Raw genomic sequence first — 14,282 nt, 5'->3', positions numbered from 1 at the left:
CATGACACCCGATGTTCCCGATCGCGCCGCCCTGGCGCAGCTTGCCCCCCGACTCGCCCGACTGGCGGAAGAGACGCTGTTTGGCGATATCTGGCAGCGCCCCACCCTCTCGGCCCGCGAGCGCAGCCTGATCACCCTGGCCATCCTGGCGTCCCTGGGCCGGGTGCAACAACTGCCTTGGCATATTGTATTCGCCCGGCAAAACGGCCTGTCCCGGGATGAGCTGGAAGAGCTGTTCACCCATCTTGCCTTCTACGCCGGTTTGCCCGCCGCAGTGACGGCCGTGGGCTATCTGCCCCCCCGCGAGGAGGTGACCCCATGCCGCTGACCCGTATCACCTTGTGCGAGGGGATGAGCGACGCACACCTGCAGCAACTCAGCGCCCTCTACCACCAGACCCTGGTGGAGGTGTTCGAGGTGCCGCCGGAGGATAAATTCCAGATCCTCGAGATCTTGCCTGCCAGTGCGCTCATCTATGACCCCCACTACCAGACCGGCCGCCGGGACCAGGGTTTCATCCTCTTCCAGATCCTGGCGGGCAAGGTGCGCAGCACCGCGACCAGGGAGCGGCTTTATGCACGTCTCGCCGAGCGCCTTGAGGCCGAGCTTGGGATCCACCCCGACAACCTCATGGTGGTGATCCAGCAGAACGATGCCGAGGCGTGGAGTTTCGGCCAGGGCCGGATGTTCAGACAGGAGGTGGCCTCATGATCGCCATGCACTACCGATTCACCCTGCCCGCAGACTACGACATGGCGCTGATCGAGCAGCGGATCGCCAGCAATGGCGCCAGACTGGACGGCTTTCCCGGTCTGTTGTTCAAGGCCTATCTCTACAGCCGTCAGGACGATGGGGCCCTGCCGGGGCAGGAGAACCGCTATGCCCCCTTCTATGTGTGGCACAGCGCCGAGGCGATGCACCGATTCCTGGCAAGCGAGGGATTCGCGGCGCTCACCCGGCATTTCGGCTGGCCCCGCATCGAGACCTGGCATCTGCTGCGGGCGCCGGATCCGGCCTCCCTCGACGGGGCTTGCATGGCCAGGCTGCGGCGCACCAAGGTCGCTTCCCACGACCAGCTGGCCGACCTGCACGGCGAGGCCATGGTGAGCGGCTGGGATCTCACCCGATGGGAATGGCTGGAGGCGGATTTTCTCCCGTCCCTCTCATCGCCCTTGCCTGCCGGGGGCGAGATCTACCGTATCGGCTATCTGGCGAAGGGGGGCGGGGTGTAAAGCGGAATTATCTTTGTCATTGATGTTATTTTTCCATTCACTTTGGCTGTGAAAGTGATATTCACATCGTGAACATAGGGTGTTATATCTCGCTTGTGGATGATGATGTGGAATTGCGGTCATCTGCTGCAATGAACTGGCTCAGTGGGCACATTCGGGGTGACGGCCCGCGCCGGGCAGGGCATGATCCCGCTGCAATGCGTATGGACGCGTCAACCGGATCAAGGAGTTCCCATGTACCTGCCACCCCATTTCGCCGTTACCGACCCCGAGGCGCTGCACCAGCTGATGCAGGCGCACCCTCTGGGGGCCCTGATCACCTGTGGTGAAGGGGGGCTGGATGCCAACCATCTGCCGTTCGAGTTCGATGGGGAGCAGGGGGCCCACGGTGTGCTGCGGGCCCATGTGGCCCGCAACAACCCGCTCTGGCAGGAGGTGAAAGACGGCGATGAAGTGCTGGTGATCTTCCGCGCCGCCGAGGGTTATATCTCCCCCAGCTGGTATCCGGGCAAGCAGGTGCATCACCAGCAGGTGCCCACCTGGAACTATGCCGTGGTGCACGCCCATGGCCGTATCCGGGTGAGGGACGATGCCCGCTTCGTGCGTCGCTTGCTCGCGACCCTGACCCGTACCCACGAGGCGGGAGAGTCCATTCCCTGGAAGATGGCGGATGCACCGAGAGACTATCTCGAGACCATGGTGCAGGCTGTGGTGGGCATAGAGATCGAGGTTGAGCGGCTGGTCGGCAAGTTCAAGCTGGGTCAGAACAAGGAGACAGCGGATCGCCTGGGTGCGGCCAATACCTTGCAGGATCGCGGGCAGAGCACGCTGGCAGAGGCGATGCTGAGTCCACCTTCCTCACTACCCTAGCGTGGCATCATGGGATCCGGCCCGACAAAAACGGCAACCTCCAGGTTGCCGTTTTTCATGGTTCCACTCCCGTTCACGCGCTGGCATTGAGCAGCTTGCCGACGCCTTCCCCCGGGCCCTGGGGCAGTGTCTGTTTGAAGGCATAAAGCAGCTGATCGAGGTTGAGGCCGCTGTTGCCGAGGGAGCCCTTGAGGGTGTCGAGCTCGCTCTGCAGCGCGTCGAGGCGGGTGCTCTGGGTGCCGTCTGCCAACTGGGTGCGGGCGGCATCGATGGCCTGGGGCAGCGACTGGCCCGAGGATTCCTGGCCCAGGGTCTGCATCAGCGCCCCCATGAAGTGGTTGATGGCAGGGCGGTTCTGCTCGCTGTCAGCCTCCTGGATGCCAAGGCGCTGGAACAGGCTCTGCACCGTGGGGGAAAGGTGCTCTTCCTGCACGGCAGGCTCGGTCTGGGCGGGCGGCGTGCCGTCGCCCAGCAGCTTGCTGCCGAGCTTGATGGCAAGGGAGGCGAGGGGAAGCAGGGTGCCGATGGCGATCATGATGTCACTCTCCGTACGACTGATGTCATGACGGAGCAGGGAACGGGCCAGCTTGGCGAGCATTCAGCCGAAAAATGGCAGGGGATTGATCCTGCTGTGAATTTCGTTTTTGCCAGGCAGAGGGCGAGCGGGTGCGAACGGGGGCGGCGGCAAACCCTTGCAGCCCGGGGGCTGGTTGGTTTGCCCCCGGCTTGCCGGATCAGAGATCCTTGAACGGGCGGCGTTTCTCCTCCTCGATGACGATGGCCTCCAGATTGGCGATGCGCTCCTGCAACTCCTTGATGATCATGTCCTGCTTGCCAAGACGGTCGGTAATGCGGGCATCCCCCATCTGGTAGCGGGCGCGCTTGGTGAGATAGCTGAACGACACGCTGATAAAGACGATCAGGACGATACCTGTCCACATGGTCATGAAAGACTCCTTTTTGTCCCAACTCCTATGTTCCATGGTCATTATCGACACCCTAAGCTGCCTTATCAATGAAATACCCGGGATATGAAAATACCGCCCACCGAGAGCAGTATTTGAGAGTCATCAAGATGGCGAATATGCACCAAAGAGAGAGGCAGTTGCCAACGGTAGATCAGTGATCCTGTTCACAGCCTGGTCAGGCTATATGGAGCCGGTCTGAGAAGCTGAGGTAGCCATTGATTTTGACCTTAAGAAGTTTTCTTTCAGGGAAGGATGAGGTAAATACCATAATCCGCTTCCCATTAAGCATCACTTGCAGATCAGATACGTGAAATTTTTGCAATATACTGGTGCTCGGCATTGACAGGTAACGATGCTTGTCTATCAGAGGTGTTGTATCCTGATAGAATTTAAATATGACGATGTTGTTGAGGAAACTGATCTGAAGTCCTTTCGTCAGACGGCGTTCATGTTTATCCAACGCATAATAAGTCAATATGCCATGCTGGCATGTCCCTTTGTATGCCCGCCCATTTTGTTCATCTACACCTTCCACCTTATAATTACAGCCACATCCATTTGCAATGCCGAGCAGAAGTAATGAAATGGAAATCATAGCCATAGCGGAAAAGACTTTAGTTAGCTTGATTCTCAATTTAGGACTCCTCAAATGCATGATGTATGAATGATTCGATGTCGAACTCTATAGACATGTTGGAAAAGTGGAAGTCGGGATCGTCGCTTGTACAAACTATTCTGTCTTGCTCGGGCACACAGACGGTGGGTGACGCCTCATACAAATAAGCCGCCAGCATCGATATGATGAATGCGACTGCCGTCGATAACAGAAAAACACGCATGATGCTTCTGATTGATGGCTTGACTTGCCATCTCATAAAATAAGATAGAGCACCAGTTTTTATGTCTACAGTAGTTACCTGACGTTCATCATGGCGCTCGTCATCATGTACCAGCATGATACTTACTTCATTATTGTCTTCATCATTTATAACCTGAGTTGTGTCTACTTGTGCAGGATGAGCAGAAGCAAGATTCATTACATAGCCTAGTCTCGGGATATTTTTTATTTCAATACCGGCTTTTTTCAATGCACTCCTTATATTGCTGATTGCAACAGTCAGTGCACTTGAGCTGACTGGTTTGCCAGACCAGCCTATTGATATGAGTTGTTCTTTCTCTATAACGTTGCCATTTTGGGCGAAGAGTGCAGAAACGATTCTTACTTCTGCAATAGATAGCGTTACATCAAAAAGCAAGTCTCCAGCGTGGTCGACAACCATGACGCTGTTGCCGTTGGCTCTCAATTCAAGTTCAGTGGATGAATTCATGTCATTACACCAAATATAGATACATTGCGTTATCTATAGACGCTCATATTTAACATCATGATTACCGACAATTAACTATCGTCAGTCGAACAATCATCAATATGTATGGTTAAGTATATATAGATTCCACCTTACCTGCAGGAGGTAGGAGTGATAATTAGTAACAAATAGTTACAGGGAAATACCAAGTTGCTAGTAATTCCTATTTATTCCTATTTGCCTACAGAACAGGTGAGGCCTGATGTTAGCATCGCCTCTGATGACAATCCATGGTGCGAGAAAAATTTATCCATCATGCATATTTTATATTTAAAAAGACTTTATATAACCATTTCATATAAATGAAATAAACATGATTTAATACTCGGAGTGATGACATGGGCGCATACACACTATCTCAGCATAATGTGCTTATTATTGATGATGCACAAGCTGTTATCTCTGTAGTGAGAACTATGCTGAGGTCCATGGGTTTCTCTGATAACTGTATTGATTATGTAAAAGAGGGGAAGTCTGCTCTCAATTGTATAAAAACGAAAAAGTATGATGTCATCATATGTGATTATAATCTGGGTGATGGTCTCAATGGTAGACAACTTCTGGAAGAGATGAGGCATGGTAGATTATTGGGGCCTGATAATGTCTTCATCATGATAACCGGGGAATCATCCAAGACTATTGTCCGCTCAATAATAGAGTTGAGGCCGGACGATTATATTCTGAAGCCATTCAGTCAGCAGCAATTACAAAGCAGATTGAAGTATGCGTTGCTTAAAAGGCGTCAGTATCGCGCCCTTTATGAGCTGGACCATCATAATGATGCCGCGGCTGGTATTGCACTATGTGATGATCTGCTCGGTAATGACAATGTTGATCAACTGCTGATGAGTCAATTCAAAGGCCAGTTTTTACAATCATTACAGCAATATAATGAGGCGAAAAGTCTATATCTGGACCTCTATAATAAGCACACTGACGCTTGGATCAAAATTGAGCTTTGCAATGTGCTTGTCGAGTTGGGTGATTATGATGAAGTTGAATCCATCATGGCGCACATAAGTAATGAAAATACCATGTCGGCACTCCCTGAGCTGAGTGTGATGAGTAAGCTTGAAATATATAAAAATAATATTCCAGAGGCTATTTCTCATCTCTCGCTGGCCTCCAGTCTTGCCCCTGGAAATCCTGATCGAGAGCTGGTAATAGCAAATCTCTGTCTTTCCGAATATGACTACCCCAATGCTGAGCGGAGATATTCGCTCTATCAAGCATGCTGCAAAGGTACTTTCAGAGACAATCTGACACCCTCTTTAAATATTGTCAGAGTCATGCTTTTCTCACTAGAGAAAGAAGGCTATGACTCTGCTCGGCTAGACAGTTTAAGAAAAATAGAATCTTTCATTTCTACACTATATGGCTCTGTTTCCGAACCAGATGAAAAGATAAGTGTAGAACTATTATATGTTCACTCTTGCATCCTGCGTGGTGAGTTGGGAAAAGCTATGTTGCTATTCTCTAAAGTGATGAAAGCCGATGTGAACATCGATTTTTATACTCGCTATCACTTATGCAGAATATGTAGTTTGTTGATGTTTGACTCTCTTTACAAGGAAAGTTTTCAGATTGCTTGCGAGATATCTTTAAATAAAGATGATCTGTTGGTATCTAAAAGTTGCATGATAATGCTGCACTCACTGGATGCAAGGCATGCCAGCGAGAAACAGCTTTATCAGAGGAAATACGATGCCTCTCTATTATATCGCATGAATCACCCCCAAAAAGAGCTAATGATATTGATTCAGCTTCATCAGATAAATCCATATTTGCATCAGGTTTCGCTCAGAATTATTGAGCTGCTTGGGATGATATGGCCAAGAATGCTGAACAAGATGGAGGTATTAAGTCTCATAGAATCCTGTGACAACACCATCTCGTCCATAATGCCATTCTCACAGCAACAACATAAGAACTATCAAAACATGCTGATGGTCGCCAAGCAACATACAGCAAACAAAAGAGCATAAGCTATGACACTCTCTATTGAAAATAGAAAAATTATACTGCTTATAACATTGTTGCTGATGTTGATCATGTATGTTTATCCCTCGGATAATCCTCACTCAACAACAGTTCTTACGGAAAGTTATGACAAGGCTATGTTGAGTGAACAGATGCTGTTGATGACAGAGATATTTAATACGTTTAGTAGTAAAGTGAATGGTAACTGTGATCCATTGGTGAAGTCAGAACTGTTATCTACAGTGATGGATCATCCTCTGTTGTATAGCTTGACATTTCTCAAGCTCAATCAACCGTATTGTTCATCATATCATCATGATGACTCACATTCTTTGAACTCCTCCGTCCGTATGTCTGATAATAATGTTGACATGGTGCGGAACTATATCAATATTGATGAAGAATTCACAATTCAAGTTGAGATGAAGTCCCTCGCTCACCAGGCTTTGATGCATCAATATTTGTTGGCATTCATGGTCATGCAGCATGATGGAAATGAAAACCTCCATCATCATATCAATGTCAATCAGCACAATGGCCACACAGATTTAGTTAGTCCATATATTTCCATTCAGCTCGGCGAGGACTCCTCCCATAAGACCTTATCTGTAGGTTCAAGAATAGGGTTTTTAATTTTTGCAATGATGGTCAGCATATGCTTTTTCATGCGTGATGGTCAGCATCATATTACTGATCTCTTCAAGAAACATTTGTTGAAGAAAGCTATTGTTAATCATGAATTGAAGCCGTATATGCAGCCGGTCGTTTCATCAATAGATGGTCGAGTTATCGGTGGGGAGATTCTGCTGCGCTGGCTTCATCCCAAGAAAGGTATTGTTTATCCTGTTGATTTTATAGGCATTGCAGAGCGATCAGACCTCATCGTCACGATTACCCGGCAATTGTTTGTACGAGTGAAAGAGGAACTGCTTGAAATCGCCTCCCATTTACCAGCAGGCTTCAAGATTGGTTTTAATATTAGTCCCGGCCATCTGGGAGATCCGCGTCTAGTTCAGGACTGTGTCGAGTTCATTGGCTCGTTCAAGCCGGGGAGCATAGTCATGGTACTGGAAATAACAGAGCGAGAGGCGCTCGTCTATAGTGATAGGCTATATGAAAATATTCTCGCGTTGCGTCAGGCTGGTATCAAACTGGCGATAGATGATTATGGCACTGGCAATTCAACGTTGCTAAGCATTCTAAATATCCCTTTTGATTACATAAAGATAGATAAGAAATTCATTGATCTCGTTGTCACCGAAAAGAGGAGCTTTAATATATTGAGGAATATAATCTCTTTGGCGGAAAGTATCAATGCAAGGACAATTGCAGAGGGTGTTGAGACCGCCGAGCAAGCTAGCTTTCTTGCTTTTCATGGCGTGCACTTTCAGCAAGGCTGGCTGTGGAGCAAGGCCATGCCAATATCTGACATAATATCTTTGTCGAGGCAGCGTTCATGAATTTAAATTTCAAAGTGAGCTATGTTTTTGTCAGTTTTATTATCGCGACAGTGATATCTACCTGGTTATCCTTTTTATATATAAAGACAATTTTCACCTCTCATGCCAAGTTCAATATTGATGTGCTCGATGAGCTTTACTTTGATATTTCGTCACTTGATATCAATGCTATCTTATATGACGGTAAAGCTAATGATGTTGATGCATATAAAAGCCAAAACTCCTTGTATAAAGAATTGGCGAAAATCAAAGGGAACTATCAGTATTTTGTCTATGATAATTATACTGGAGTGCTAAAGTCGAAGCAGAGTTTGCATATAAATGAGGCGAAATGGATTGCGCCATACGCTATATTATTGAATAGCAAACATGTCAGCAGTATTTACTTGATTACGAATGACTACAAGCTGATTGGAATGACAGAGCAACAATTATTCATTCCAGCCCAGCTGCATCAACTGGATAAAGACTTCAAGGAATCTGAATATTGGAGGCATTTTAGTTCATGCTTTGATTCAGATCCAGGCTCCGTCTGTGATATCAATCCTTATGTGACTAACCAGTATACAGATACGTTTTCAAACGATGATGTCATCACATTGCTGTTTCCCTATCAATTAAGTAAAGAGAGTTTTGGGATAATTGGTTTTGATCTGAGGACAAAGATACTTTTCGAAAGCTTCTATGACAGCGAAGATGTTCTAAAACCAACAAAATTCAGGATAAACGATACGAATGGTAGCTGTGAAAATACCATGCTTTGTTTCGGAAAAGAGCTGTCGCTGTTCGACTCGAGACGTTTCAATCTGTTTTGGGAATATGATGGTTTTGATTTTATTCAGGCAATTGTATCAACCCATAGATTTATCTTTACGTTTCAAATTGTATTCATTCTGATGTTGGTTATTTACATTTTGATCATATTTTGGGGTGATAGGGAGTCCAGAGATGGATTGACGGGGGTCTATAGCAGAAAAGCCATTCACAGTAAAAACGTTCATCAGAAATATTCATATGTGCTGATGATGGATATAGACAATTTTAAGTCAATCAATGATAACCATGGCCATGATATGGGTGACCAAGTATTGGTGGCATTTGTAACTCATCTTAAAAAGCACAGTAGAAAGGATGACATCATATGTCGATGGGGAGGGGAGGAGTTCGTGTTGCTGTATCGGACCGGTGTTGCAGAAAATGACATGCTGGATATTGTCAGACGATTATGGTCTTCCCCCGTTACTATCCCGAGTGTTGAGTTGAATGTCACCTTTTCCGGTGGTTTGGTCAGAATGGGCGACGATATTTCCAACACGGTCAATGCTGCGGACAAGTTGCTTTATCAGGTCAAGCAAAACGGCAAGAACAATGTCATGCAGGCGATCAACGGGGAGCCTACGTTATTGATGGCCAAGGCCCTTTACGGGTCACCGGTTTGCACTGACATCCACGCGGCGTGCAGTGCAGCCCGCTCTGCGAGATGTCTGCAACCAGAGCGAGCGGCTTAGCCGGCGCCCGATCTGCCGCTATACCAAAGGATGGTTTAGAACCTTAACCTGTGACTCTCCTGCTCTCTGCTTGCTCAGATCCCCTGCCAGAGCGGCCAGCCGAGCCAGATCCCGAGCAGCAGCAACTGCCCCCAGACGATGGCCCAGAACCGCAGGCGGTAGCTCCCCTTCTGGGTCTTGTGGCGCAGCCACTGGCGGGCGACCAGGGCGCCGGGCCAGCCGCCGCACAGCTCAAGCAGATGCAGGCGGGCCTCGGGCACGCGCCAGCCGCCACGAATGGCCTGGCGTTTGTCCCAGGCGTAGACGACCAGGGTCAGCAGGCTCATCAGCAGGATCAGGGACAGCGGCCACCAGTTGGCATCGTGCGCGCCGAGCCAGCCTGCCCAACCCAAAGGCAGCAGGGCAAGGGCCATCATGACAGGCACGCCTGATCCCGAGTCTCGCCCGGTTGTAACGTGCGGATCACCCGGGCCGGATTGCCCACCGCCAGGGAGTCCGCCGGGATGTCCCGGGTGACCACGGCGCCAGCCCCTATGATGGAGCGGGGCCCTATGGTGACGCCTGGGCAGATGATGGCCCCGCCGCCAATCCAGCAGTCATCGCCGATCCGCACCGGCTTGTTGTAGGCGGTCCAGTTGCGTCGCTCCAGATAGTCCATGGTGTGGGTGGCGGTGTAGATCTGCACGTTGGGGGCCAGCAGCACATGGTTGCCGATGTGCACCTCGCCCACGTCGAGTATGGTGACGTTGAAGTTGAAGAAGGTCTTCTCGCCGATGTGGATGTTGCGGCCGAATTCGCAGGTGAAGGGGGTGCTGATCCAGCAGGAGTCGGGACAGTGGGCGAAGAGGTCGCGGCAGATCTGCTGGCGCAGGACGTGATCCCCCGCCGGTGAGGCGTTGAGTCGGCTCAGCAGCGCCTGGCCGCGAATGCGGTCGTTCGCTATCTCCTCGCTCTGGCTGTCCAGGGCGCCCCCCGCCAGTACCTTGTCCCAGTCGCTTGCCATGGTCATCTCCTCCTGCTGCAAGAGGGGGCAGTATACGCGACAAGGGGAGGGGGTGTCAGAGTGCCGGGCCCGTCAGGTGATCCCCGTCATCATGTCATCAGGACAAGGGGCAGGATGAGCAGGATGGAGACGAGGTAGGGGAGCAAGACCCGCCGCCCCAGGCTGCGTCCGCCAATCACCAGTGCCAGCACCCCTTTCACCAGGGAGTTGACCAGCCCGGCGAGCAGTATGCCCCTGGCGGCTACCTCCAGGGCCAGCTCCTTCTGGGCGAGCTGGGAGAGGGAGAGGGTGATGGCGTCCACGTCCGTGATGCCGGAGACCAGCGACAGCAGATAGACCCCGGAGTTGCCCACCTTGCTTTGCAGCAGGGTGGCCATGAAGCCGATGAGGGCGAGCAGCAGACCGAACTTGATGGCGGTGGCGAGATCCAGCGGGTTGCGGGTTTCGGGCTGTACCGGGCCGTCCGGCATCTCTTCCCGCTGGCGCCAGAACCAGAAGGCAAAGCCGTAGACGATGGCCGCCAGCAGCAGCAGGGGGGCGGCCAGACGCAGCGCCAGCTCCCCGTGGATGATCAGCACCAGTGCCAGCAGCCTGAGCCACATGGTGGCCCCCGCCAGCAGGATGCCGGTGGCCAGCAGCCGCTCCAGCCCTCCTTGCTCCTTGTTGAGGCGGGCAAATTGCAGGGTGAGGGCGGTGGAGGAGGCGAGCCCCGCCAGCATGCTGGTGAGCACCAGCCCGGAGCGGGTGCCGAGCAGGCGCACCGCGAAGTGACCACAGAACGAGATGCCGGCGATCACCACCACCATCAGCCAGATCTTGAAGGGATTGAAGGCATTGAGGGGACCCATCTCGGTATCGGGGAGCACCGGCAGCAGCACCAGGGAGATGAGCAGAAAGCGCAGGGTGGCGTGAAATTCCAGTTCGCTCAAGAACAGCATCCCCTGCTGGATCTTGCCCTTGAGCCCCATCAGGAGGGCCGCCAGCACGGCGCAGGCCACCGCCTCGCTCGGGCTCTGCAGCACCGACATCAGCCCCAGCAGGTAGGTGAGCACCATGGCTACCGAGCTGGTGAGGCCGAACTCCCCCTGCCAGCGCTGGGCCAGCCAGACCGAGAGGCCGCACCCCGTCACCACGGTCAGCAGACCGAGCAGGGCCAGCCAGGGCCCCAGGGTGGGCAGCAGCAGGGCGCAGACCCCGCCGAGCAGACCGATGAGGCCATAGGTGCGCATCCCGGCGATGCGCTGGTTGTCTCCGAGCTGGCGCACCTGCCAGCCCCGCTCCAGCCCGATGATGAGCCCGATGGCCAGGGACACCAGGGCGCCGTAGACGGGCTCGGCCTCTATCCACATGGGTTTCTCCTCCCGCTGCCGTTTCAGTGAGGATGGCACAGGACATCCCGGGGCAGGGGGAGCTGGCTCACAGAGCGGGTGTCCCGCCTGCCGGGGTCTTGCAAACAAAAAAAAGGCGCCACCTGGAGGGGGCGCCTGGAAAGGTCAAACCTTGCGGTTTGCAGACCAACGGAACCAAAGATCACACACTTCACACTCAGCACTGCTGTGGGGGCAGGGCTCAACCCTGCCACTTGCCTCCTTCCACTATCACGTCGTTGGGATCGGTATCGGCGCTAAGCTTGTCGCGCACATACTGGTCGTAGAGTTTGAGCAGGTACTTCTCTTCCCCCAGCTTGGCGAGACGGTCGTTGACCCAGTCACGCAGCTCGATATTGCCCTTCTTCACCGCCGGCGCGATGGGGTCTTCCGAGCCCAGCTTCTCTGGCAGCACCCGATAGCCCGGGTTCTCCTTGGCCCAGCTGAACAGCACCAGGTTGTCCTGGGCGTAGGCGTCGCCACGGCCCTGGGCCAGGGCCTGCAGGGATTCGGTGTTCTTCTCGAACTTGAGCACCTTCCAGTCCGGGTGGTTGCGGGTCAGCCAGATGTCGGCCGTGGTGCCGGTAGTGACGATAAGCCGCTTGCCGGCCAGATCGTCGAGCTTCTTGGCGTCGCTGCCTTCCGGCACCAGCACCTGCACCGCGACCTTGAGGTTCGGGTTGGTGAAGTCCACCACCTGCCGCCGCTCCGGGGTCACCGTCATGTTGGCGAGGATGAGATCCACCTTGTCGCTCTGCAGGAAGGGGATGCGGCTGGCGGGCTCCACCGCCACGAACTCGATCTTGTTTTCGTCCCCCAGCAGATCCTTGGCGAAGCGGCGGCCGAGATCGGTGTCAAAGCCGACGTAGTTGCCCTTCTCGTCCACATAGCCAAACGGCGGCTTGTCGGTGAAGACGCCGACGATGAGCTTGTCCCGCGCCTTGATCTTGGCGAGGGAACCGTCTTCTGCCTGGGCGGCGCCGCTGGCGAGGCCCAGGCCGATGAGGGCGCTAAACAGGACCGAGGTAATTATCTTCATGCTGACTCCTTTCGTTTGCTGACAGTTGTATAAGAAAACTTGGCGAGGAACTGGCGGGCACGCTGGCTCCTGGGATTGTCGAAAAATTGATGGGGGGCGGCCTGCTCCAGGATGTGGCCGCCGTCCATGAAGACGATGCGATCCGCCACCGCCTGGGCGAAGGCCAGCTCGTGGGTGACGATGAGCAGGGTCATGCCGCTGCCGGCGAGATCCCGGATCACCTCCAGCACCTCCTGCACCATCTCGGGATCCAGCGCTGCGGTCACCTCGTCAAACAGCATCACCTGGGGGTTCATGCACAGGGCCCGCACGATGGCGATGCGCTGCTGCTGGCCGCCGGAGAGCTGGCGCGGATAGTCATGGCGCCGCTCCCACAGGCCGATGCGGGTCAGCAGCTGTTCCGCCTGCAGCAGGGCCTCGGCTCGCTCCCGCTTCTGCACCTGCACAGGGCCGAGCAGCACGTTCTCCAGCACCGTCAGGTTGGGGAAGAGGTGATAGCTCTGGAACACCATGCCGATGCGCTGGCGAAGCCGCTGCCAGTCGGTGCTGGCATCCAGCAACTCTCCGTCGAAGCGAATATCGCCCCCCTGAATGGGTTCGAGCCCGTTGAGGGTGCGCAGCAAGGTGCTTTTGCCGCAGCCGCTCGGCCCCAGGATGACGATCACTTCCCCGGCGTTCACCGTGAGGCTGACCTCGTCCAGTACCCGGTGTTGGCCGAATTGTTTGCTGACAGCATTGAGCTCAAGCAGAGGTGTCATACCGCATTACCCCATTGTTGCTCCAGCCGGCGCGAGGCGAGCGAGAGCGGATAGCAGACCAGAAAGAAAAACAGGAACAGCAGACCGTAGATGAGCAGCGAGCCATAGGTGCGCTCGATGATCTGCTGGCCCACCTTGATCACCTCCACCACCCCGATCAGCACCGCCAGGGAGCTGGTCTTGATGATGCGGGTGTAGATGTTGATGGTCGGCGGCGTCAGCCGTTGCAGCGCCTGGGGCAGCAGCACGTGGCGATAGAGCTGCCAGCGGGAGAGCCCGAGCGCCAGGCCGGCCTCCTGCTGGCCGCGGGCGAGGGATTTGAGGCCGCCGCGCACCACTTCGCCCACCTCGCTGGCGCCCCAGAGGGCCAGCACCAGCACGGCGCACCAGAAGGCCGGGATGTCCAGGCCAAAGAAGATCGGCAGCCCGAAGAAGAAGAGGTAGAGCCAGACCAGCACGGGTACCACCCGAAACAGCTCCAGATAGACTCGCAACACTCCCCGAGTCAGCCTTCCCCCCTGCTGGGCCAGCACGCCATAACCGACCCCGCCCAGGGTCGCGAACAGGATGGCGAGCAGGGAGATGGCGAGGGTCTGGCCCGCGCCCACCGCCAGCAGCGGCAGCGCCTGCGTCAGCTGTTCAGTGACTGGAATGGCCATAGCGAGCCCTCCTTCTTTGTGCATGGGTGGCGAGTGACGGCGGCTGCAGGAAGATAAGTGCCCACATCGGG

General features: G+C 53.7%; 17 protein-coding genes. 7 read left to right on the top strand and 10 right to left on the bottom strand.

What is annotated here, in order from left to right; translation table 11 throughout:
- Nucleotide 1: 1 nt before the first annotated feature.
- From AB5Y89_RS07475 to AB5Y89_RS07460, 4 genes are all read left to right on the top strand, one after another.
- Nucleotides 2–328: a carboxymuconolactone decarboxylase family protein gene (locus AB5Y89_RS07475; RefSeq protein ID WP_151027961.1), complete on the top strand. Its 327-nt coding sequence runs from the start codon at nucleotides 2–4 to the stop codon at nucleotides 326–328.
- Nucleotides 319–711: a tautomerase family protein gene (locus AB5Y89_RS07470; protein WP_368223336.1), complete on the top strand. Its 393-nt coding sequence runs from the start codon at nucleotides 319–321 to the stop codon at nucleotides 709–711. The genes AB5Y89_RS07475 and AB5Y89_RS07470 overlap by 10 nt, the downstream gene beginning before the upstream one ends.
- Entirely contained in the window at nucleotides 708–1,232 is a 525-nt protein-coding gene (locus AB5Y89_RS07465) for a DUF4865 family protein (protein WP_052815512.1), read from the top strand. The genes AB5Y89_RS07470 and AB5Y89_RS07465 overlap by 4 nt, the downstream gene beginning before the upstream one ends.
- Nucleotides 1,233–1,466: 234 nt before the next feature.
- Nucleotides 1,467–2,102 (top strand): FMN-binding negative transcriptional regulator, encoded by a 636-nt coding sequence (locus AB5Y89_RS07460; protein WP_052815511.1) that lies wholly within the window; start codon nucleotides 1,467–1,469, stop codon nucleotides 2,100–2,102.
- A gap of 73 nt (nucleotides 2,103–2,175) precedes the next feature.
- Here the strand turns inward: AB5Y89_RS07460 and AB5Y89_RS07455 are convergent, their stop codons facing one another.
- The 4 genes from AB5Y89_RS07455 to AB5Y89_RS07440 form a co-directional block, all read right to left on the bottom strand.
- On the bottom strand, nucleotides 2,176–2,637 hold the full coding sequence (locus AB5Y89_RS07455; protein ID WP_202016162.1) for a hypothetical protein: 462 nt from the start codon (nucleotides 2,635–2,637) through the stop codon (nucleotides 2,176–2,178).
- A 199-nt stretch (nucleotides 2,638–2,836) separates the two neighbouring features.
- Complete coding sequence (locus AB5Y89_RS07450) at nucleotides 2,837–3,049, bottom strand: hypothetical protein (protein ID WP_043154852.1); 213 nt, start codon at nucleotides 3,047–3,049, stop codon at nucleotides 2,837–2,839.
- 196 nt (nucleotides 3,050–3,245) lie between these two features.
- Nucleotides 3,246–3,704, bottom strand: coding sequence for a hypothetical protein (locus AB5Y89_RS07445; protein WP_368223333.1), 459 nt, complete (start codon nucleotides 3,702–3,704; stop codon nucleotides 3,246–3,248).
- 1 nt (nucleotide 3,705) lies between these two features.
- Nucleotides 3,706–4,398 carry a transcriptional regulator gene (locus tag AB5Y89_RS07440; protein ID WP_368223330.1) on the bottom strand — a complete coding sequence of 231 codons (693 nt, stop codon included), beginning with the start codon at nucleotides 4,396–4,398 and terminating at the stop codon, nucleotides 3,706–3,708.
- Between the two features lie 377 nt (nucleotides 4,399–4,775).
- Here AB5Y89_RS07440 and AB5Y89_RS07435 point away from each other — a divergent pair, with 377 nt between their 5' ends.
- Genes AB5Y89_RS07435 through AB5Y89_RS07425 form a run of 3 tightly spaced genes read left to right on the top strand, consistent with a single transcriptional unit; the run spans nucleotide 4,776 to nucleotide 9,385 of the window.
- Nucleotides 4,776–6,422, top strand: a complete 1,647-nt coding sequence (locus tag AB5Y89_RS07435; RefSeq protein WP_368223327.1) for a response regulator — start codon at nucleotides 4,776–4,778, stop codon at nucleotides 6,420–6,422.
- A gap of 3 nt (nucleotides 6,423–6,425) precedes the next feature.
- Nucleotides 6,426–7,877, top strand: a complete 1,452-nt coding sequence (locus AB5Y89_RS07430) for an EAL domain-containing protein (protein ID WP_368223324.1) — start codon at nucleotides 6,426–6,428, stop codon at nucleotides 7,875–7,877.
- Nucleotides 7,874–9,385 (top strand): GGDEF domain-containing protein, encoded by a 1,512-nt coding sequence (locus AB5Y89_RS07425; protein WP_368223322.1) that lies wholly within the window; start codon nucleotides 7,874–7,876, stop codon nucleotides 9,383–9,385. Before AB5Y89_RS07430 ends, AB5Y89_RS07425 begins: the two co-directional genes overlap by 4 nt.
- Nucleotides 9,386–9,459: 74 nt before the next feature.
- Here the strand turns inward: AB5Y89_RS07425 and AB5Y89_RS07420 are convergent, their stop codons facing one another.
- The 6 genes from AB5Y89_RS07420 to AB5Y89_RS07395 all read right to left on the bottom strand — a co-directional run bounded on the left by AB5Y89_RS07420 (nucleotide 9,460) and on the right by AB5Y89_RS07395 (nucleotide 14,211).
- Entirely contained in the window at nucleotides 9,460–9,801 is a 342-nt protein-coding gene (locus tag AB5Y89_RS07420) for a DUF1294 domain-containing protein (protein WP_368223320.1), read from the bottom strand.
- Nucleotides 9,798–10,388: a sugar O-acetyltransferase gene (locus AB5Y89_RS07415; RefSeq protein ID WP_041215770.1), complete on the bottom strand. Its 591-nt coding sequence runs from the start codon at nucleotides 10,386–10,388 to the stop codon at nucleotides 9,798–9,800. Before AB5Y89_RS07415 ends, AB5Y89_RS07420 begins: the two co-directional genes overlap by 4 nt.
- Before the next feature lie 89 nt (nucleotides 10,389–10,477).
- Complete coding sequence (locus tag AB5Y89_RS07410) at nucleotides 10,478–11,737, bottom strand: MgtC/SapB family protein (RefSeq protein WP_183148934.1); 1,260 nt, start codon at nucleotides 11,735–11,737, stop codon at nucleotides 10,478–10,480.
- Nucleotides 11,738–11,957: 220 nt separating this feature from the next.
- Nucleotides 11,958–12,794: a transporter substrate-binding domain-containing protein gene (locus tag AB5Y89_RS07405; RefSeq protein ID WP_288212710.1), complete on the bottom strand. Its 837-nt coding sequence runs from the start codon at nucleotides 12,792–12,794 to the stop codon at nucleotides 11,958–11,960.
- On the bottom strand, nucleotides 12,791–13,552 hold the full coding sequence (locus tag AB5Y89_RS07400; RefSeq protein ID WP_102983667.1) for an amino acid ABC transporter ATP-binding protein: 762 nt from the start codon (nucleotides 13,550–13,552) through the stop codon (nucleotides 12,791–12,793). The genes AB5Y89_RS07405 and AB5Y89_RS07400 overlap by 4 nt, the downstream gene beginning before the upstream one ends.
- On the bottom strand, nucleotides 13,549–14,211 hold the full coding sequence (locus AB5Y89_RS07395; protein ID WP_368223317.1) for an amino acid ABC transporter permease: 663 nt from the start codon (nucleotides 14,209–14,211) through the stop codon (nucleotides 13,549–13,551). Before AB5Y89_RS07395 ends, AB5Y89_RS07400 begins: the two co-directional genes overlap by 4 nt.
- Nucleotides 14,212–14,282 lie beyond the last annotated feature (71 nt).

Origin of the sequence: Aeromonas sp. s4 (assembly GCF_040907855.1) — a bacterium.
In the GTDB taxonomy this organism is placed as follows: Bacteria; Pseudomonadota; Gammaproteobacteria; order Enterobacterales; family Aeromonadaceae; genus Aeromonas; species Aeromonas caviae.
This window is presented reverse-complemented; position numbering and strand designations above follow the sequence as displayed.